We start from the raw sequence: 19,141 nt of genomic DNA on the forward strand, positions 1-19,141 counted from the left end.
ACAGCTAGGAGAAGACGTAGTCGGTCAGGGGGAAATGACCACTGCGCCAAGCTGATTCGAGGGTGGAGTTGGGGCGTAGGGGCACATCGCCGTGTTTGTCGAAGTAGTAGCTGTTGGCGGTGGCGCAACTTTCGTCCCAGAACACCTGGCCGCCGCGGCGGGCCAGCATCTCGCGGAAGTAGCGGTCGTTGGCTTCCTCGGTGACCTCGATGCGGTCCGCGTCGTGCGTACGGGCATGGTGCAGGCAGCGCAGGATGTGGCGGGTCTGGTTCTCGATCAGGGTGAAGTAGGACGCGCCGTTGTAGCCGTAGGGGCCGATGATGGAGAAGAAGTTCGGGAAGCCGGGGACGCTGACGCCCTCGTAGGCTTGCAGCCGGTTCTCGTCCCACCAGGTCTCCAGATCGCGGCCGTCGATGCCGCGCAGGTCGTAGGTCGGCATATTGCCCGATTCCATGACCTTGAAACCGGTGGCGAGGATCAGCACCTCGGCGGGGTGTTCGGTGCCTTCGGCGGTGCGGATGCCGGTGGCGGTGATCTCGCTGATCGGGTCGGTCTCCAGGGTCACGTTCGAACGATTGAACGTCGACAGATAGTCGTTGGAGAAGCTGGGTCGTTTGCACCCGAGGGCGTATTTCGGGGTGAGCGCGGCCCGGATGGCGGGGTCCTTCACCTGGCGCCGCAGATGGGCAAGGCCCGCGCGTTCGCCGATCGCGGCAGTGGGCAGGGAGCGGTGATAGTGGGCCGCGAGCGGGAAGGTGAACTCGACGTAGGTCTGGCTCACCAGGCGAGTCAGCGTTCGTCCGCCGGGGACCTTCAGTGCCAGGCGGGCAGCGAGGGGCAGCGGCAGGTCGGGGCGGGGCAGGCACCAGATCGGCGTGCGCTGGAACACCGTCAGGTGCTCGACCCGCGAGGCGATCTCCGGGATCACCTGGACCGCGGAGGCGCCGGTGCCGATGATCGCCACGCGCTTTCCCCGCAGGTCCTGGCGGTGATCCCAGCGTGAGGTGTGCATAACTGTCCCCGAGAAGCTCTCGATGCCGGGGATCTCAGGAAGTTTGGGTCTGGTGAGGACACCGGTCGCGCTGATCACGAACCGCGCGGTCAGTTCGGTGCCGTCGGCGGTGTGCAACACCCAGCGGTCGGCACGCTCGTCGAAGTCCGCGCCGATCACGGTGGTACCGAAGCGAATTCGTGGTCGCAGCTCATATTTGTCCACGCACGATTCGGCATAGGCCTTGAGTTCGCGACCGGGCGCGTAGACCCGCGACCAGTCGGTGCGCTGCTCGAAGGAGTACTGGTAGCTGAACGACGGGATATCCACGGCGACACCGGGATAGGTGTTCCAGTGCCACGTGCCACCGACACCGTCGGCCTCGTCGATGATCAGGTAGTCGTCGAACCCGGCCTTGCGCAGCTCGATCGCCACGCCGATCCCGGAGAATCCGGCTCCTACGATGATGATCTCGTGGTCGATTCCGGTGGTGGTCATGCGATCTCCTTCATCAGTTCCGCCGACGGATGCAGGCGGCCGGGCCGAGTGACCGTGCGCACGACATGGCCCGCGTCGTCGGCGTAGACGATGCTGTCCACCCGGTGCTCGATGCCGTCGACGGTGCGCACGCCCAGCGGCACCAGCCGCGCGATCGGCCAGGTCACCAGGGTGCAGTGTGGTTGCCGCAGGGTGCGGTAGTAGCTGTTGTGCACCGCGACGCCCGCGGTGTCATCCGGTGTCAGGCGGTGACGCAGCCACGAATCATGCACCTGGACACGGAGATTGATGCGGGCGACGAGCCGGACCAGTCTTTGCGGAGCTCGACGCAGCGTCGTCGCGCCCGACAGCGGTACCCGCGGGAGGACCCAGACCGCCTCGGTCTGGAACACCGTCACCCGCGCGGCCTCGGCGGCGATGCCGGGCAGCAGGCGGGCGGCCGCCGCCCCGCTGCCGATGATCGCGACCCGCTGACCGGTGAATTCGTGCCGGGGCGCGAAAGCCGTCCGGTGCACCTGGGGCCCGGTGAAGGTGTCGGCGAAACGGAGCGTCGTCATTTCGCCACCGGTTCGTAGGTGAGCTCGTCCGACCAGGACGGCCTGCGGCCGAGGACACGGATCGGGAACCGGTCGATGCAGGCATTGGACACATCCGCCAGCAGCTGGAACGGCTGACGGCGGTGAATGGTGGCCTTCCCGTGCATCTTCACCACGTGGTAGAGCGGGACCCGGCGGATGGCCGGGCTGCGCTCCCCCACATTCTCGTAGCGGCGCACCGCCTGCCACAGCTTCTCCTCGTCGAGGCCCAGCGCGATGATGTTGGTCGACATCCGCGACAGCAGTGGCGCGTACAGCAGCGCGCCGAGCACGAACGACGGGCGCACCGCGAAACCGGTTGTCTCGATGGCGATCCGGCGCAGCGGGCCCGCGCCGAGCTGTTCGAGAACCTGGAAACCGACTGCCAGGTGCCGGGATTCGTCGCTGTTGATGTGCCGGAACACCTCGTGACACACCGGGTCCTCGACCTCGTCGAGCAGGAATTTCACCAGCGCGCCGTCGAGTGCGGTCTCCAGCGAGGGGATCACGGTGCCGAGCACAGGCAGGGTCAGCTGGTCGGCGTAGCGGTCGAGCCAGCTGATCACCAGGCGAATGTTCTTGTTGGGCACCGGCATCGAGGCGCCGTCGGCCAGCATGCCCCAGCGGCGCATCAGCGCGAGTTCGGCGTTGGCGTGCTTCTGTTCCTCGGCGTGGAAGTACCGGTAGATCTCGCGGAGCGGGCCGGGTGGGGCCTGGTGGGTCAGCGCGGCAAAGCCGCGAGCGCCGACATGTTCGATCCACACCAGATCGGCCATGAAGGTGGCCAGCCGTGGGCGCTGTTCGTCGGTGATGGTGTCGGCACCCGGTGCGTCCCAATCGATATCGGCCAGCGCCCACTGCTTGGCGCGAATGGTGGCGAGCATATCGGGATAGGCGAACGTCATTGTTCGATCTCCTTCGGTGTGATGGATCAGCGCACGACCCGCTCCAGCAGTCCTGCCGAACGGGTGTAGGCGGTGGGCAGCCATCGTTTGGCCTGCCAGAGCATCTTGGCCTCGAGCTGCGGCACCACGTAGAGCTCGCCGCGGTCGACCGCGTCGAGGGTGGTGCGGACGATGGCGGCCGGTGCGCGCCCGGTCCAGCGCAGCAGCAGCCCGCCCAGACGCTCGGCGGTGTCGTCCATGGGCGAATCCGCCTGCATGATATTGGTTTTCACGCCGGTCGGACACAGCACCGTGACGCCGACGCCGGTGCCTGCCAGCTCGGCCGACATCGTCTCCGACAGCGCGAGCACACCCGCCTTGCTGACGTTGTAGGCGGCCATCCGGGGTGCCGCGCCGAACGCGGCCGCCGAGGCGACGTTCACCAGCGATCCACGCCCCGCCGCGCGCAGGATCGGCGCGAAGACGTGGCAGCCGTGGATGACGCCCCAGAGATTGACGCCGAGCGTGCGCTGCCAATCATCGAGGGCGAACTCGCCGACCACCGGTCCGCCCGCCCCGATACCGGCGTTGTTGACGACCACGGTGGGCGGGCCGCCGAACCAGTCCTGCGCGGTCGCGGCCAACCGCGTGACCTCGTCGATCACGGTGACATCGCAGCGGGTACCGATCGCTTTGCCGCCCGCCGCCTCGACGAGTTCGGCGGTATCGGCCGCACGGTCGGGATCGATGTCGGAGCACACGACACGGCCGCCGCGGCGACCCAATTCGACGGCGAACGCGCGTCCGATGCCACTGCCCGCGCCGGTCACCACCGCATCGGCGTTCGTGGTCCGGCGATGACCGCCGAAAGGGAACAATCGCATGGCAACTCCCGGTTCTACCCGGCGAGGCCCTAACTGGTGGCATCTGCCACCATTGGCCGCACCTGACACCAATTAGGCGCGCGGAGGAGTACTTTGTCAACCATGGATGTGCGCGCACCGGCTCGGACCTGGGGAGGGCGGACCGCCGACGAGCGCAGGGCGCAGCGGCGGGTCGGCCTGGTCGAGGCCGCCCTCGATATCTGGCTCGACAACGGCTGGGCGGCGGTGACCATGCGCGGTGTCTGCCAGCGGGCCTCGCTCAACGACCGCTACTTCTACGAGCACTTCGCCGACCGCGACGAACTGCTCGCCGCGGTCTGGGACGAGGTGTGCACCGAGGTGTTCGCCGAGCTGGCGAGCGTTGTCGCCGAACACGCCGACCGCACACCACTCGAGATCACGCGCGCGGCCATCGCCCGCACTGTCGAGTTGCAGACCGATCTGCGCGGCCGGGCACGGATTCTGCTGGCCGATCACGCGGGCAGCGCCGTGCTCGAACAGCGCCGCAAAACCATGCTCACCGACGCCACCGATCTGCTCATTGCCGCCGCCTGGCCCTATCTGCGCCCCGATATCGACGAAACCGCCATGCGCATGAGCACGCTGGCAGGCATCGGCGGCTTCATCGAACTGCTGTCCGCCTGGCGCACCGGCGTGCTCGACGTGGACGCCGAGCGGATCGTCGAACACACCAGCGCCATCGCTTCGCAACTAGGCGTGATGTTCCTTCCCGCGGAGATCATCGGATAATTCGCACCGCGTCGCGTCGAGCGATCCGACGAGCTGAGGGCTGTTACTTCGCCGACCCATTCAGTGCGCGCAGACCGGCGGCCATGAATTCCGGGGTTGCCTCGGCGGCCCGGTCGGCGGCAGAACCGGTGTCGGAGCCCTGGTTGGCGCGGTGGGTGATGCCTTCGCCGATGATGCCCAGTTTGAAGTTGGCCAGGGCGAGGTAGAAGCCCCAGTTGTCCAGGTCGCGCCCCGACGCGGTCGCGTAGGTCTGAGCGAGGGTATCGGGGCTCGGCAGGCGGGAGCTGGTCCACGCCGCGTGGGTGCCGAGGATCAGGTCGAATATCGGCGCCCGGTAGACGCACATCAGGGCGACGTCGGTGAGCGGGTCGCCGAGTGTCGACAGTTCCCAATCGACCACGGCACGAACGATTTTCGGGTCCGCGCTGTCGAGGATCGTGTTGTCGATACGGAAATCCCCATGCACGATCGAGGCCGACGATTCCCGCGGGATCGCGGCGGTCAGCGCGGCGTGCAGGGTTGCCACGTCGGGAAGTTCGCGGGTTTTGACCCGCTCCCACTGCGATGCCCAGAGGTTCACCTGCCGGGTGACGAAACCGTCCGGCCGACCGAATGTTTCGAGGCCGACAGCCGCCGGGTCGATCGCGTGCAGCTCGGCGAGGACGCGAACCAGCTCGAGCGCACTGGAATTCACCTGATCATCGGTGAGCGCCGCCAGCTCGTCCTGATCTCGAAACACCGTCCCGTCGACGAACTCGACGACAGTCATCGGCGCTCCGAGCGCGGATCCGGTCGCGTCGAAGGCGATCGTCTTCGCCACGGGCACAGCGGATTTCCGCAGCGCGCTGGTGACGGTGTATTCGCGCCCCATGTCGTGCGCGGACGGGGTGAGTCCAGCGACCGGCGGGCGGCGCACCACCCAGCGCGACACGTCGTCGGCGGCGGCGAACGTCAGATTGGACCGGCCACCACTGATCAGTTCGACGCGCAGCTCCCCGCACACCTCGACGCCGTGGGCGCGCAGGAACTGCTCCAGTGCGGCGATGTCCATGCCCGGCAGCGTCATTCGGAGTCCCGTTTCGCCCGCTTGGCCGCGCTGACCGCGCGTTTGGCGATGGCCCAGCGGTGCACCTCGGAGGGGCCGTCGTAGATACGGAACGGACGCACCTCCCGGGACAGGCGGGCGAGCGGCAGGTCGGCGGAGACACCCAGACCGCCGCACATCTGCATACTGCGGTCGACGATGCGGAAAATCGCTTCGGCGGCATAGGTTTTCGCGATGGAGGTCGCGTTCGCGGCGGGTTCACCACGGTCGAGCTCCCAGCACGCGCGGGTCAGCAGCGCGCGGGTGGCGGCGATGTCGATCTCGTTGTCGGCGATCATCTTCTGAACCATGCCGAGGTCGCCGAGCCGCGAGCCGAAGCCCGCACGCTGCGCCACGTGCGCGACCGCGACGTCATGGCCGCGGCGGGCGGCGCCGAGCCAGCGCATCACATGGGTCATGCGGGCGGGGCCGAGTCGCACCTGGGCGTATTCGAAACCGCGGTCGACCTCGCCGAGGACCGCCGACTCCGGGACCAGCAGGTCGTCGAAGAAGACCTCACAGTGGCCACCGATCATCGACTTGTCGAGGGTGTCGAGATGGCGGCCGACGCGGATGCCGGGACTGTCGGCAGGGGCCAGGAACATCGTGGCGCCGCCGCGTTGGCCCGGCTCACCCGAGGTACGAGCCATGATAATGAAGAAGCCCGCACCGTCGGCGCCGGTGATGAACCATTTGTGGCCGCTGATGCGCCAGCCGCCGTCGGCGCGGACCGCACGGGTGCTCAGCGCGGAGGGGTCCGAACCTGCGCCGGGGGCCGGTTCGGTCATGGCGAAGGCCGAACGCACCTCGCCGCGGGCGAGCGGAGCGAGGAACTGCTGTTTCTGCTCCGGGTCGGCGATATGGGCGAGCATGTGGACGTTGCCCTCGTCAGGAGCGGCGATATTGAGGGCCGTGGGGCCGAACAGCGAATAGCCCGCCTCCTCGAACACCGGCGCGCGGTTCGACATGTCGAGGCCGTGGCCGCCGTATTCGATCGGCGCGTGCGGGGCGAAGACGCCGGCGTCGCGAGCGGCCTGCTGGAGTTCCACGCGCAGTTTCTCACCGCCGGCCGCGGCGATGTCGCCGTCGTGCGCGTCTTCGACCGGGATCACCCGTTCGCGGATGAAGGCGCGGGTGCGGTCGGCCAAGCTCTGCACCTCGGACGGGTAGGACAGGTCGATCGGCACGGGTCCGCTCCTCGGCTCGGTCGCCGAACGATCGCTCGGCAATACACTGCAACGACAGTGGCATGCGTGGATCAGCACTGTCAACAGGCCTGGTCACTGCGATAAGATTGTTCAGCTATCCTGAACACTGTGGAGTCGACGGCAGCCGAACAGCATGCGGTGGGTGCACGGGTACGCCTGGCAAGGACCACGGCGGGGTTGTCACTGCGGGCGACCGCCCAGCGGATCGGCGTCAGCCCGGCCACGCTGAGCGCCATCGAGACCGGCAAGACCGGCGCCTCGGTTGCGCGTCTGCGATCCCTCGCTGCCGAGTTGGGCACGACGGTGCCCTGGTTGATCGGGGACCAGCGCACCGATGCCGCGCCTGCCGCCGAGTCCCACTCACGCCTACCTCGGCCCGCCGCGCCCCGCCTGCGCGACGGAGCCGACGAACCCGGCCCCTCTGGCGCAGCGGATTCCTGGCGTGCGTTCCCGCCACTGGATATCGACCCGGTGCTCGCCGCCGCCATCGACTCCTTCGTCGAGACCGGCTACCACGGCGCCACGATGCGCTCGATCGCGGCGCGGGCAGGCATGAGCGTGCCCGGCGTCTACCACCACTACCGCGACAAACAGGACCTGCTGGTCCGCGCACTCGACCTGACCATGGACGAATTGCACCGGCGGGTGCGTGCGGCCCGCGTCGACGGCGCGAACGGCCGCGAACGCGTGACCTGTGTCGTCGAGGCGCTGGCCCTTTTCCACACGCACCACCGCGAACTCGCCTTCATCGGCGCCAGCGAGATGCGCAGCCTGAACCCGGCAGACCGCGATCGAATCACGGCTTCCCGCAACGAGATCCAGTACCTTCTCGATGCCGAGATCGATGCCGCGCTCGCCGAGGCAGGCAGGTCGACCGCCCATGCGCGCGACGCGGGGCGTGCCATCGCGACAATGTGTACCGCACTCCCCCAATGGTTCCGGCTCGACGGCCCGTCCTCCCCCGAACAGATCGCCACCGCCTATGCGGATTTCGCCCTCGGACTGCTGGGCTTGGCGGTCGAACATCCGTAAGAATGACCGCGCGCCGAGGTGAGACACAGCCGGTGCGCTAGCGCCGATAGATCAACGGCTGGACCACCCACAGCCCGAGAAATAGCACGGCCGCGACAATTCCCGCGATGACACCTGCGACGGTGCCGACGACCATATCGAAGATCAGCACGGCCATGCCCGTCAACGCGACGCCGAGCAGCGCGATTCCGAGGAGTGCCAGGCGGTGGGCACCGATCACGAGCACGTCGAGTCGATGCCGGCGGAACAGCAGACGGTGAATGGCCACGGGGGCGACCAGCAGGGCGGTCGCGGCGATGGCGGCGGAAACCACCACGAGATAGACAACGCGCAAGGGGGTGCTCAGGGTGTCGAACCTCGATTGGAACGGCAATGTCAGCAGGAAACCGGTCAGTACCTGTACGCCGGTCTGCAGGACGCGCAATTCCTGCAGGAGCGAGGACCAGTTCCGATCGAGGCGCTGGGTCGCGTTCTCGCCGCGCTCTCGCTCGTTCCACGCGGCGTCGTATCCGTCCATCGCCGCTCCTCGCGACCGCGAAACAACTTCCGATTTCCTGCCATCTTACTGCGCATATGTCATAACTCAGCCGACCGATCGCGAGCAGAAAGACCACCGGCGCGCGGGAGACACCCCCGCGCGCCGCTGATGACCGAAGGTCAGTTCACCGCGTATGGATACACGTCGGAGCGACCCTGGAACGACAGGATCCGCGGGTTCTGCACCCGACCGTCGCGAATCTCGATCGCACGACGAATCGTTTCGCTGTCATCCCACGCTTCGGGGCCGCCGAGCACGACGGGCAGGTACTCGAGCAGAGCTTCGGAGTTCTCCCATGTCGCCGAGTTCCAGAGGAACGAGGGGCTGTGGTCGACACCGTAGTAGTGCAGATCGTCACCGACGGTGAACATCGGATCGGCGAACGAGGTCGGGCGCGAGAACTCGAAGCCCATCCCCTCATCGCAGGAGACGTCGACGAAAAGTGTTCCGCGCGTGAACAGTTCGAGGTCGTCGTTCATGACGAACGTCAACGGGTCCTCGGTGTCCTGGAACATGCAGTTCACGACCACGTCGTAGTTGGCCAGCATCTTCGCCAGCGGTCCCGGCTCGGGTGCCTCGAGCGCGAGCGTCCGGCCGGGCAGTTCCGGATCACGCTGGAAATGCTGCATCCGCACCGAGGCGAACGGCGAGGCCACTGCCGACACACTGCGCTGAGTCAGCACCGTCACATCGCTGATCCCCATCGCCGACAGTGCCCGCACCGCACCACGCGCGGTGGCGCCGAAGCTGATCACGGCCGCACGCATCCGGCGACCGTAATCACCGGTCACGCCGCGCAATTGGAGGGCGTGCATGACCGAGCAGTAACCGGCCAGTTCGTTGTTCTTGTGGAACACGTGGACGCTGAAAGCACCCGACTTCGTCCAGTGGTTCATCGCCTCCCAGGCGATCAGGGTCAGGTCGCGGTCGACCGCCAGCTGGGTCATCCGCGCGTCCTGCACGCAGTGCGGCCAGCCCCACACGGTCGTGCCGGGGCGCATCTGCGCGAGGTCTTCGGCCAGCGGCTTGGCCAGCAGGAGAACATCGCACTCGGCGAAGAGTTCTTCGCGGGTGCGATGGCCCGCTACGAGCGGGGCGAGGACATCGTCGGGGTAACCGAATCGGTCACCGTAACCATGTTCGAGAAAGATCCGACCGCGCAGTTCGGGATCGATGCGGTCGAGGTGAGCCGGGTGGATGGCCAGCCGGTGTTCGTTTTCCTTGCGAGAGGTCGCGACGACGCCGACGGTCAGGTGTTTCACAGTTGCTTCACCTGGTCAGCCTACTCGTAGGCCTTCAGCACTCCGTTTCGCCGAAATCTGAACGGGGAATGTATCTCACCCCCTGCGTGGGATACATTCCCCGATCGGCTAGCGCCGATGCAGCGACCAGACGGCGACCGCACCCCAGAGGGCCAGGCTCACAGCCGCGGCCATATAGAGGACATAGGCCAGCACGACCAGGACGGACCCGTAATTGCCCACCCAATCGCCGAGGCGCAGCAGACCGGCCACGCCGAGACCGAGCAGAATCAGGCCGAGGACCAGCCCCGGTGTCGCCAGCGGCGCGATGGACGATTCGACGGTCGAGGTCGCGGCGACGCGGCGACTTCGGCCGGTAACTGTCAGGTTGCTGTTCGATTCGAAGTAGATGCTGCTCATAACAACGAGGTCCCTTCCTGACAGTCGCCCCGACACCGCCGATAAGTGATCCGTAGCGGATCTTTCGACGACCGTCGCGCCGCGGCGCACGCGCGGGGCGTTCGTGACCGCGAATCTGCGTCGACCCGGTGGATGATCACGAATGGTTAACGTTCAGCAATTACGAGCTTGCCAGCTACAACAGTCAGAGAATAGATGGTGTGATCTGCATCACATAGAACACCCGTACGACACAGATGGATAACGCGCGTTACATTTCCAGGAAACACGGGTCGGAACTGGCGAAACCCCAAGACAACTGGACATTTGCCCAAGAAACCGACACGTGTGTCATTTATCGAACCGTTACGGCCCTGACGTGGGAAAACGTGGCCAGATGCACCTCGCGATCCAGTTGGTACCTCCGTGAGCTGTCGACACGGCACCGTGACGGAATCCGCTCGGCGAACCTCGCTCACATCCGAAACCCCTACGCCCCGAACCGCTTCGGTGTCAACGACGCGCAGAAACCGTGCCGTGACACGGGCGTTCTTGCTGGCGACCAACGACAACACCGCCGTGATCCACGCCGACGTGCGCGATTCCGAGGCGATCAGGGCCGATCCGGAGATCGCCCGGCTGATCGATCTCGACAAGCCGATCGGGATCGTCTTCAGCGCGAACGCTGGCAGCACGTGAACGAGGATTCCGCAGACGTCGGCGCACCCGATCGGGACCTGTCGGTCTGGGAGGAACTGATCGTCGCGGCGATCGCCGAAAAGCGGTAGGACGGGGATCGTCGCGCAGGAAACATTCCGGCCGCGACATCCGGCGTTCGATGTGGGGATCGCGCCACGTTCGGCTACTGTCCTTCTAGTTTTCGATGCTGCTGGATCGTTCGTGTCGCTTCGCCGAAGTCGCGTGCCGCGTGAGATCCACGCCTCGTGCTTTCGGCGACCCTCTCAGACGAAGGACGCCGGTCACCATGCCCGCACCCGTTATCCTCCACGGCCGCATCGCACGGCTGGAACCTCTTGCACCCCATCACGTTCCCGGACTGGTCGCTGCCGCCGCCGCGCTCGACGGACCGGCCGGGTTCACCATCGTCCCGCACGGCGAACAGGAGGCGCGCACCTATGTATTCCAGGCCGAGGCGGCGCAGCTGGCAGGCACGGCGCTGGCCTTCGCGATCGTCGCCGTCGCCGACGAGAGTGTGGTCGGGGCGACCCGATTCACCCGGCTCGACTACTGGCAGGGGCCGCTGACCTGGCCGTTGTCCGCCGAACCCGTCACCGCGTTGCCCGGCGGGGCGATCCCCGACGCCGTGGAGATCGGCAACACCTGGCTCACCCCCGCGGCGCGGGGCGGTCAGGTGAATCTCGACGCCAAGCTGTCGCTGCTGTCACACGCCTTCGAGAGCTGGGGTGTGCGGCGGGTGACCTTGCGCGCCGATGCCCGCAACCTGCGCTCCCGGGCGGCGATCGAACGCCTCGGCGCGGTGAGTGACGGTGTGCGGCGAGCACATTCGCGTGGGCTCGACGGCGCGGTACGAGACACCGCGTTCTATTCGATCCTGCACGACGAATGGCCGGGAGTGCGCGGTCGGATCATCGAGCAACTGGCCGCGCGCGCGTTGCGGCGGGCGCCGTTGATCCCGGCGACCGTCGAACCGTTGCGGGCCATGGCCGCACCGATCGGCTGACCCGGCGCGATCGATCCGGCCGATCGGCGTATCAGCGGCTCGACACAGATTCGACCCGGTCGCTGATCAGCTCGGCCAGCTCGGCCGGGCGCTCCTCGGGTAGCCAGTGGGAGGCGCCATCGATCACGGCGAGGCGGTAGTCGCCGACGACGTGGCGCTCGGTCAATTCGGCGCCACGTCGCGCCAGCGCGGTGTCGCCGGTGCTCCACACATGGGTCACCGGCACCTCGACCGGTGCCGAAACCATGCCCGGCGCCAACGACAGCACCGCGCGATACCAGTTCATTCCGCCGGTGAGCGCACCGCCGTCGACGATCTCGCTGTGTACCCGGGAGATAGCGTCCTGACTCATGCCGGTCTTGGCCAGCAGCCCGTCGAGCAAGGCAGGGCGGGTGCGCAGGACACGTTCCGGCAGCATCGGGATCTGGAACAGCGCCATGTAGTAGGAGAGGGCGAGTTGGTTGCTGGTGAACAGCGAACGCAAGTAGGCCCCAGGATGCGGCACCGATACGGTGACCATCGTGCGGACCAGCTCGGGCCGGGTGGAGGCCATCGACCACGCGACCATCGCGCCCCAGTCGTGCCCGACGAGGTGGACAGGCCCCCGGCCGATGGCGTCTACCAGGGCCACCACGTCGCCGACCAGCTCGGACACCCGGTATGCGCGCCTGCCGCGCGGTCGCGCGCCCGGCGAGTACCCACGCTGATCGGACGCCACGGTGCGGTAGCCGCGGGCGTTGAGCAGGGTAGTGAGTGCTGTCAACGAGGTCGAGGTCTGCGGGAAACCGTGCAACGCGACGATGACCGGGCCATCTATCGGGCCGGAATCGACCACGTCGAACTCGAGCCCGCCCCGGGTGAAAGACATCAACCTTGTACCCAACGAAGCCTCCGATGGACTCGACTGATCTGCAAAATTACGCGGGACTCCGACGTGGCGTCAACGTCGCTGTCACCGACCGGTGCCGCCGTGCACCACGGCGACTTCCGCCCCACCGAGGTCGAAAGCCCGGTGCAGAATGCGCACAGCGTCGTCGAGGTCGGTGTCGCGGACCAGCACGGAGATGCGGATCTCCGAGGTGGCGATCAGGTCGAGGTTGATGTTCGCCGCGGCCAGCGCCTCACAGAAGGTGGCCGTGACGCCCGGATTGTTGCGCATGCCCGCGCCGATCAGCGAGACCTTGCCCACGCGATCGTCGTAGCGGACGTCGGCGAAGCCGATATCGGCGCGCCGGTCGCGTAGCAGGGCCACCGCACGCGCGCCGTCGGCGGCGGGCAGGGTGAAGGTGATATCGGTGCGCCCGGTACCGGTGTTCTGCACGACCATGTCGATGCCGATCTCGGCGTCGGCGACCGCGCGGAACACCTTGGCCGCGTAGCCGGGTTCGTCGGGCAGGCCGACGACGGTCACCTTGGCCTCGTTGCGATCGTGCGCGACGCCGGTGAGCACGGCCTGGTCGGCGGGGATATCGGCCATCGAACCGAAGACGGTGGTGCCGATCGTGTCGGTGTAGGACGAGCGCACGTGCACGGGCACCTGGTAGCGGCGCGCGTATTCGACGCAGCGCAGCATGAGAACCTTCGAGCCGCAGGCCGCCATTTCCAGCATTTCCTCGTAGGAGATCTGGTCGAGTTTCTGGGCGTCGGCCACGATGCGCGGGTCGGCGGTGAAGACGCCGTCGACGTCGGTGTAGATCTCGCAGACATCGGCACGCAGTGCCGCGGCCAGCGCGACGGCGGTCGTGTCGGAGCCGCCACGGCCGAGGGTGGTGACATCGTGGTTGTCCTGGCTCACGCCCTGGAACCCGGCGACCAACACCACTTCACCGTCGTCGAGGGCGCGGCGCACCCGGCCCGGGTCGACTTCGATGATCTTGGCGCGGCCGTGGGCGCCGGTGGTGATCACGCCGGCTTGGGAGCCGGTCAACGACCTGGCGTCGGCTCCGAGTGAATGAATTGCCATGGCCACCAAGGCATTCGAGATCCGCTCCCCGGCGGTGAGCAGCATGTCCAGCTCGCGCGGTTCCGGTGCCGAGGCGATCTGCCCCGCCAATTCGAGGAGCTCATCGGTGGTGTCGCCCATCGCCGAGCAGACCACCACCACGTCGTGCCCCTGCTTCTTCGTCTCCACGATCCGCTCGGCGACCCGCCGGATCCGCTCCGCGGTGGCTACCGACGAACCGCCGAATTTCTGCACAACCAGGGCCATCTGCGAAGTCCTCTCCCCTGCTCGCCCGCATGCGATCCGCGGGTGACCCCTCCGAGTATCCAGGCAATCCGGGCACGGCCGTACCAATTCGGAAACGAAAACGACTGCCGCCGAATAGTTTCGGACGAGATACTGACGGTCAGGGGGTGGCGCGCGAAGCGCCGGCTCCCGGTTCGGCAGCTCTCGGCGTTAGGCGTATTCCGGTGATCGATCAGCACTTCCGTTCCGCTCGTTCCGCGCTGGAGGTCGCCGTTCTCGGTACCGGCGCGCTTGCCGAAGAGGTGGTGCGGATCTTCCGCCACACCGTCGATGATCTGAGCGAACGCGCCGGGACGCGGTTAACGCTCGGGGCGGTGTCGGGTGCCGATCTACTCGTCGACGCGACTGCGACCACCGCATCGTCGACGACAGTGCTCGCCGCGCTGCGTGCGGGCAGGTCGGTGGTCACCGCGAATACGGAACTGATCGCCGAACACGGGCACCGATTGGCCTCGGCCGCCGAGGAATACGGGGCGGACCTGTGCTTCGAGGCAGCGGTCGGGGGCGGGGTGCCGGTAGTGCGGCCACTGACCCAATCGCTGTCGGGCGATCGGGTGCGACAAGTGCTCGGGGTCTTCCCCCTCGACGGGGCGAATCCGGTTGCCCAAGCCGCGATCCTGGCGACGATGGCGTTTCACACCAGAGTGGAAGTCGCCGATGTGCACTTCGAGGAGTTCGGTGCGGCCGACCCACACGCCCTCGCCGCCGCGGAAGCGTTGTCACTGCGGCTGCGACAACTCACCGTCTGCACCAGGGTCAGCGAGCAGTCCGGCCCCGAAGACGGTGGCAAGGAACAGATTTCGGTGCGCGTACACCCTGCGCTGATTCCTGCCGCCCACCCACTCGCCCAGGTGGACGCACCGGCGGTGACCGTCGAGGCGGACTGCGCTGGGCAGCTGATGTTCTCGGGCCGTCATGCCCCGAGAGCCACTGCATCGGCGCTGCTCGGCGACCTGGTCACCGCCGCACGCAACCGCGTCAACGGCGGCCGCGCACCCCGCGCCTCCTACTACGCCGAACTCCCCGTCGCGCCGCTCGGCGACACCCCGACCCGCTTCTACCTGAACCTGCACGTCACCGACCACGCCGGCGCCCTGGCCCGGGTCGCATCGACCTTCGCCGACCATGGGGTGAGCATCGAGCGGGTCCGTCAAGAGCACCACAACGACGCCGCCCACCTGATCGTGCTCACCCACCGCGCCAGGGAATCCGCCCTCACCGACACGGTCGACGCGCTCACCGACGCGTCCTGTGTGCGCGCGGTGCGCACGCGATGGCGAGTGGAGGGCGCCGACGGCTAGCCGTGGAGCCACACCAGCGGAGTGCGAATCATCCCTGCTCGGTGGGGACGACGATGAGTTCCGCCACGTTCACCCGCCGTGGGGCCGAGATGGCGAAAGCGATCGCGTCGGCGATGTCCTCGGGGACAAGGACTTCCAGTCCGTCGCGCCATGCGTCGAGCTCAGCGCGCCGGTTGTCGTCGCGCATCCCCGCGCCGAGTTCGGTGCCGACGAAGCCGGGTTCGATGTTCTTGACCCGAACTCCGCGTGGGCCGAACTCGGTTCGCAACGTGCGGGTCAGGTGCGCTACCGCGGCCTTGGTGGCGCAGTAGACACCGTAGTTGGGGAACGCGAGATGGCCGCCGATGGAACCGACGAGCACCAGGTCGGCGCGGCGACCGGCATCCGCGGCGGCGAGCAGGTCATCGATGAAAGCTCTTCCGGTGTAGAGCAATCCGTTGACGTTCGTGCCCACCATCTGGTCCCATTCGTCGATCTCGGCGTGCTCGAACGGCGCGCCGAGCATGACGCCGGCGTTCGCGACGACCAGATCGACCGGACCGAACGCGGCACGCACTTCGGCTGCTGCGTCCAGTACCGACTGCCGAACACTGACATCGGCGGTCACCGCGAGGGTGTTCGCGCCGATATCGTGAGCGAGTTCTTCCAGCCGATCCTTGCGCCGCCCGAGCAGCGCGACCTTCATGCCGTCAGCCGACAGTCGCCGCGCGGTGGCGGCACCGATGCCGCTGGATGCTCCGGTGACGACGGCGACCCGGCTTTCGATGTTGTTGTTTGTCATGGCCACAACGTTCGTCTCGGCCGTCGTCGGGTGCCAGGTCGGAAACCTCCTGGTAGTGGGAGGGCCACCCAGCGGAAGCGGGGTCGGCATACCCTCGAAGACATGGATTCCGACAATCGTCTCGGGGCGTTCCTACGGGCCCGACGCCAGCAGGTCAGCCCCGAAGAGTTCGGGATGGCGGGCGGCGGCCAGCGCCGGGTGGCCGGGCTGCGCCGCGAAGAAGTCGCCATGCTGGCCGGGATGAGCGCCGACTATTACATCCGGCTCGAACAAGGCCGCGATAAGCATCCGTCCGATCAGATCGTGGCGGCGTTGGCCCGGGTGTTCTCGCTCGACGACGACGGCACCGCGCATCTGCGGGAGTTGGCGCGCCCGGCGCCGCGGCGCACACGGGCACCGCGACGACCGGAACGGGTAACGCCGAGCCTGCTACGCCTGATGCGCACCTGGTCGGACACTCCGGCGCTGGTCTACGGCCGGTACATGGATGTCCTGGCCGCGACTCCGCTGGCCATCGCGCTGAATTCCTGTTCGGCGCCGGGAGTCAACCAGGTCAGAATGGTGTTCCTGGATCCCGAGGCGCGCAACGTTTTTCCGGATTGGCCGGCGATCGCCGCGGAGACCGTGGCCGGTTTACGGGTCAGCGCAGGCACCGATCTCGACGACCCACGCCTGACAGAACTGGTCGGCGAGCTGTCATTGAAGAGCGAAGACTTCCGCCGTCTCTGGGCCAAGCACGAAGTCCGCGCGAAAACAGCCGGGGAGAAGCGCTTCATCCATCCGCTGGTGGGCGAGATCGCCATGTCCTACGAGACGTTCACGGTGAACGGCGCGCCGGGGCAGACGCTCGTCGTCTATCACGCCGAGCCTGCCTCCGATGCCGAGCAGTCACTGGCTCTGCTCGGCAGCATGCCCGCCGTCGATGCTCCCATGAGCTCATCGACCCCTCGGCGATGAGCACCTCGACTACAGGCTGAAGGCGACCGCGCGCAGGATCAGGACGGCGATGAACACCGCGGTGAAGGCCAGGTCGAGGGAGAAGTCGCCGATGCGGATCGGCTTCAGCACCTTGCGTACCGGCGCGATCACCGGTTCGGTCGCGGCGTGGGTCACCTCCCGTGCCTTGCGCGCCCACTGCGGACCGTTGCCGAGCGCGTCGATCCAGTCCACCACCAACCGGGCGATCAGCAGCAGCAAGAACACGGTCAACACGTAGCCGACCAGGGTTCCGATAAGACTCATGACGCACTCCCTCGCGGAGGCCACAGAGGACCTCTTACCGCTATCAACGTGCCCGACATTGCCAAGGTGTCCACCACCCGGTAGTTCTCAGTCGATTATCAGGCCTGCGGCCGAATTTCGACGTGATCGCGGGCGCGGCGTGGTGGCACCTGAAGGCAATGGCGAGCGGCGTCGACTACTCCCCGTGGCGGGCGTCCGTCGGCTCGTAGCGGCGGGTGAAGTCGAGAATGCGGGCGGTCACCGGCTTCGGGATCTCGTGGAAGAGGCCGTGCCCGGCCCCGCGGAAGATCTCGACTTCGCAGGTGGGGACGTTGTCGCGCAGTCGCTGCTCAGCGAGTTGCGAGTCGACCACCAACGACTCCGACCCGAGCAGTACCAGCGTCGGCATGGTGATCGTGGCCAGCCGCTCGTCGGTGAACATCTTCGGGTAGCCGATCGAGGGGGCATACCCCAGCGCTGCCTTCACCCCGTCGAATTCCGCGTCGGTCAATGTGACGCCGGGGTTGAGCCGTGCGTTCATCGCACGCAGGTTCTTGTCGGTGGGCCGGGCACCGACCCGGATCATCGTCCACAGCAGGCTCCACTTGATCTTCGTCAGCGTGCCGCCCGGCTCGAGCACGGTCAGGCTCGCCAGCCGACGCTGCGTAGTGGTGGCGATCGCCATCGCCTGCCATCCGCCCTGCGAGTAACCGACCAGATGGACCTGGTCGACGCCGAGCCCGTCGAGAACCTCGCCGAGCCAGGTACCGAAGCCGTTTTCGTCGATCGGTGCGGTCTGCACGCTCAGGCCGGGAGCGCCGATCATTTCGGGCATGTAGACGACGCGGTCACGAGCGAAATCCTCGATGACGTGGTTCCAGGACAGGCTGTTGGCGCCGAGTGAGTGCATGAGCACGATCGGGACACCATCTCCCGCACCAGATTTGCGGACACGAGTGGAACCGAAAGAAGTGGAGACCTCGAGCAGGGTCGACGGCACCGTCCACTGTTTCTCCAGTTCCTGGTAGGTCCGCAGGTACTCCTCGCGCGCCTTGTCGTTCTTGAACCGTCCGATCTTGGCCATGACCACCCCTGTTTCTCGTTGGTGATATCACCGTACCATAAAGGTGGTATGGGCGTACCATGAAAATCTCCCGGGACAGAAGGAGGCGACGTGCCACGTTTGGCCGATCACGAAGAACGGCGCAGATCGATCACCAGCGCTGCGCGGCGGGTCATCGTCCGGGGCGGGCTCGAAGCCGCGACCTTCCAGTCCGTCGCCGCCGAAGCGGAGGTCTCGGTGCGGTCGGTGCAGTACTACTTCGGCACCAAACGGGAGTTCCTGCTCGCCACACACCGCGCGGTCGTCGAAGACTCCGGTGCCCGGATGGCAAAGGGGTTCGCGACCCTCGGACCGGACGCCGGTCCGCGCGAGATCGTCCGCACGATCCTGATCTCGGTCCTGCCCCTCGACGAACCCAGTCGGTGCGACGCCGTGATTCTCGGCATCTTCCACGCCGCGACGCTCACCGGTCCCGATGTCGCATCGGTCGACACCGCGGGAGCACCGAACTACATCGTCGACGCGGTCGCGGGACAACTACGGCAGCTGCGTGGCCACGACGCCGACGAGAAGACACTCATCGCCGATGCCGAGGTGGCCCTGCTCGCGGTCGGTGGGCTGGCACAGGGAATGCTCACCAACGACGACTATGCTTCGCGCGCAACACAATTGGTCGACCATCTGCTGGACCGAGTGCTCGTCGACTGAAAACGAAGAGCCCCGGCGATATTCGCCGGGGCC

21 protein-coding genes are annotated in these 19,141 nt (G+C 67.0%); 7 read left to right on the plus strand and 14 right to left on the minus strand.

What is annotated here, in order from left to right:
- Window positions 1–4: 4 nt before the first annotated feature.
- From ACFWPX_RS29370 to ACFWPX_RS29385, 4 genes are read right to left on the minus strand one after another with little or no spacing between them, the layout of a single operon-like run.
- Entirely contained in the window at window positions 5–1,489 is a 1,485-nt protein-coding gene (locus tag ACFWPX_RS29370; protein WP_378930837.1) for a flavin-containing monooxygenase, read from the minus strand.
- Complete coding sequence (locus tag ACFWPX_RS29375) at window positions 1,486–2,046, minus strand: NAD(P)/FAD-dependent oxidoreductase (RefSeq protein WP_378930839.1); 561 nt, start codon at window positions 2,044–2,046, stop codon at window positions 1,486–1,488. Before ACFWPX_RS29375 ends, ACFWPX_RS29370 begins: the two co-directional genes overlap by 4 nt.
- Window positions 2,043–2,969: a ferritin-like domain-containing protein gene (locus ACFWPX_RS29380; RefSeq protein WP_378917258.1), complete on the minus strand. Its 927-nt coding sequence runs from the start codon at window positions 2,967–2,969 to the stop codon at window positions 2,043–2,045. The genes ACFWPX_RS29375 and ACFWPX_RS29380 overlap by 4 nt, the downstream gene beginning before the upstream one ends.
- Before the next feature lie 26 nt (window positions 2,970–2,995).
- On the minus strand, window positions 2,996–3,832 hold the full coding sequence (locus tag ACFWPX_RS29385) for an SDR family NAD(P)-dependent oxidoreductase (RefSeq protein ID WP_378930841.1): 837 nt from the start codon (window positions 3,830–3,832) through the stop codon (window positions 2,996–2,998).
- Window positions 3,833–3,940: 108 nt separating this feature from the next.
- Between ACFWPX_RS29385 and ACFWPX_RS29390 the strand changes: the two genes are divergently transcribed.
- Window positions 3,941–4,582, plus strand: a complete 642-nt coding sequence (locus ACFWPX_RS29390; protein WP_378917324.1) for a TetR/AcrR family transcriptional regulator — start codon at window positions 3,941–3,943, stop codon at window positions 4,580–4,582.
- 43 nt (window positions 4,583–4,625) lie between these two features.
- Here the strand turns inward: ACFWPX_RS29390 and ACFWPX_RS29395 are convergent, their stop codons facing one another.
- A complete protein-coding gene (locus ACFWPX_RS29395) occupies window positions 4,626–5,633 on the minus strand; it encodes a phosphotransferase family protein (protein ID WP_378930843.1) in 1,008 nt (335 codons plus the stop codon).
- A gap of 11 nt (window positions 5,634–5,644) precedes the next feature.
- Complete coding sequence (locus ACFWPX_RS29400) at window positions 5,645–6,853, minus strand: acyl-CoA dehydrogenase family protein (protein ID WP_378930845.1); 1,209 nt, start codon at window positions 6,851–6,853, stop codon at window positions 5,645–5,647.
- 129 nt (window positions 6,854–6,982) lie between these two features.
- Between ACFWPX_RS29400 and ACFWPX_RS29405 the strand changes: the two genes are divergently transcribed.
- Window positions 6,983–7,906 (plus strand): TetR family transcriptional regulator, encoded by a 924-nt coding sequence (locus ACFWPX_RS29405; RefSeq protein WP_378930847.1) that lies wholly within the window; start codon window positions 6,983–6,985, stop codon window positions 7,904–7,906.
- 37 nt (window positions 7,907–7,943) lie between these two features.
- Here the strand turns inward: ACFWPX_RS29405 and ACFWPX_RS29410 are convergent, their stop codons facing one another.
- The 3 genes from ACFWPX_RS29410 to ACFWPX_RS29420 form a co-directional block, all read right to left on the minus strand.
- Window positions 7,944–8,423, minus strand: a complete 480-nt coding sequence (locus ACFWPX_RS29410; RefSeq protein ID WP_378917266.1) for a DUF6328 family protein — start codon at window positions 8,421–8,423, stop codon at window positions 7,944–7,946.
- A 140-nt stretch (window positions 8,424–8,563) separates the two neighbouring features.
- Complete coding sequence (locus tag ACFWPX_RS29415) at window positions 8,564–9,706, minus strand: N(5)-(carboxyethyl)ornithine synthase (protein ID WP_378930849.1); 1,143 nt, start codon at window positions 9,704–9,706, stop codon at window positions 8,564–8,566.
- 108 nt (window positions 9,707–9,814) lie between these two features.
- Window positions 9,815–10,105 carry a hypothetical protein gene (locus ACFWPX_RS29420; RefSeq protein ID WP_378930851.1) on the minus strand — a complete coding sequence of 97 codons (291 nt, stop codon included), beginning with the start codon at window positions 10,103–10,105 and terminating at the stop codon, window positions 9,815–9,817.
- Window positions 10,106–10,621: 516 nt separating this feature from the next.
- Between ACFWPX_RS29420 and ACFWPX_RS29425 the strand changes: the two genes are divergently transcribed.
- Window positions 10,622–10,783: an SAM-dependent methyltransferase gene (locus ACFWPX_RS29425; protein WP_378930854.1), complete on the plus strand. Its 162-nt coding sequence runs from the start codon at window positions 10,622–10,624 to the stop codon at window positions 10,781–10,783.
- A gap of 286 nt (window positions 10,784–11,069) precedes the next feature.
- Window positions 11,070–11,786, plus strand: a complete 717-nt coding sequence (locus ACFWPX_RS29430) for a GNAT family N-acetyltransferase (protein WP_378917273.1) — start codon at window positions 11,070–11,072, stop codon at window positions 11,784–11,786.
- 31 nt (window positions 11,787–11,817) lie between these two features.
- Here ACFWPX_RS29430 and ACFWPX_RS29435 read toward each other — a convergent pair whose 3' ends face one another.
- Together ACFWPX_RS29435 and ACFWPX_RS29440 are read right to left on the minus strand one after the other, a co-directional pair.
- On the minus strand, window positions 11,818–12,654 hold the full coding sequence (locus ACFWPX_RS29435; RefSeq protein WP_378930856.1) for an alpha/beta fold hydrolase: 837 nt from the start codon (window positions 12,652–12,654) through the stop codon (window positions 11,818–11,820).
- An 84-nt stretch (window positions 12,655–12,738) separates the two neighbouring features.
- A complete protein-coding gene (locus ACFWPX_RS29440; protein ID WP_378917277.1) occupies window positions 12,739–13,995 on the minus strand; it encodes an aspartate kinase in 1,257 nt (418 codons plus the stop codon).
- 206 nt (window positions 13,996–14,201) lie between these two features.
- Here ACFWPX_RS29440 and ACFWPX_RS29445 point away from each other — a divergent pair, with 206 nt between their 5' ends.
- Window positions 14,202–15,335: an ACT domain-containing protein gene (locus tag ACFWPX_RS29445; RefSeq protein ID WP_378930893.1), complete on the plus strand. Its 1,134-nt coding sequence runs from the start codon at window positions 14,202–14,204 to the stop codon at window positions 15,333–15,335.
- Window positions 15,336–15,363: 28 nt separating this feature from the next.
- Here ACFWPX_RS29445 and ACFWPX_RS29450 read toward each other — a convergent pair whose 3' ends face one another.
- Window positions 15,364–16,116, minus strand: a complete 753-nt coding sequence (locus ACFWPX_RS29450; RefSeq protein ID WP_378930858.1) for an SDR family oxidoreductase — start codon at window positions 16,114–16,116, stop codon at window positions 15,364–15,366.
- Window positions 16,117–16,218: 102 nt separating this feature from the next.
- Here ACFWPX_RS29450 and ACFWPX_RS29455 point away from each other — a divergent pair, with 102 nt between their 5' ends.
- Window positions 16,219–17,073: a helix-turn-helix transcriptional regulator gene (locus ACFWPX_RS29455; protein WP_378917281.1), complete on the plus strand. Its 855-nt coding sequence runs from the start codon at window positions 16,219–16,221 to the stop codon at window positions 17,071–17,073.
- Between the two features lie 9 nt (window positions 17,074–17,082).
- Here ACFWPX_RS29455 and ACFWPX_RS29460 read toward each other — a convergent pair whose 3' ends face one another.
- Both ACFWPX_RS29460 and ACFWPX_RS29465 read right to left on the minus strand, forming a co-directional pair.
- Window positions 17,083–17,358 (minus strand): YggT family protein, encoded by a 276-nt coding sequence (locus ACFWPX_RS29460; RefSeq protein ID WP_378917283.1) that lies wholly within the window; start codon window positions 17,356–17,358, stop codon window positions 17,083–17,085.
- Window positions 17,359–17,533: 175 nt separating this feature from the next.
- Window positions 17,534–18,421 carry an alpha/beta fold hydrolase gene (locus ACFWPX_RS29465; protein ID WP_378930860.1) on the minus strand — a complete coding sequence of 296 codons (888 nt, stop codon included), beginning with the start codon at window positions 18,419–18,421 and terminating at the stop codon, window positions 17,534–17,536.
- A gap of 90 nt (window positions 18,422–18,511) precedes the next feature.
- On the opposite strand from ACFWPX_RS29465, the gene ACFWPX_RS29470 reads away from it, so the two are divergent.
- The gene (locus ACFWPX_RS29470) at window positions 18,512–19,108 is read left to right on the plus strand and encodes a TetR/AcrR family transcriptional regulator (RefSeq protein WP_378930862.1); all 597 of its coding nucleotides are present in this window, start codon (window positions 18,512–18,514) and stop codon (window positions 19,106–19,108) included.
- Window positions 19,109–19,141 lie beyond the last annotated feature (33 nt).

It is taken from the genome of Nocardia sp. NPDC058518, from assembly GCF_042719655.1.
In the GTDB taxonomy this organism is placed as follows: Bacteria; Actinomycetota; Actinomycetes; order Mycobacteriales; family Mycobacteriaceae; genus Nocardia.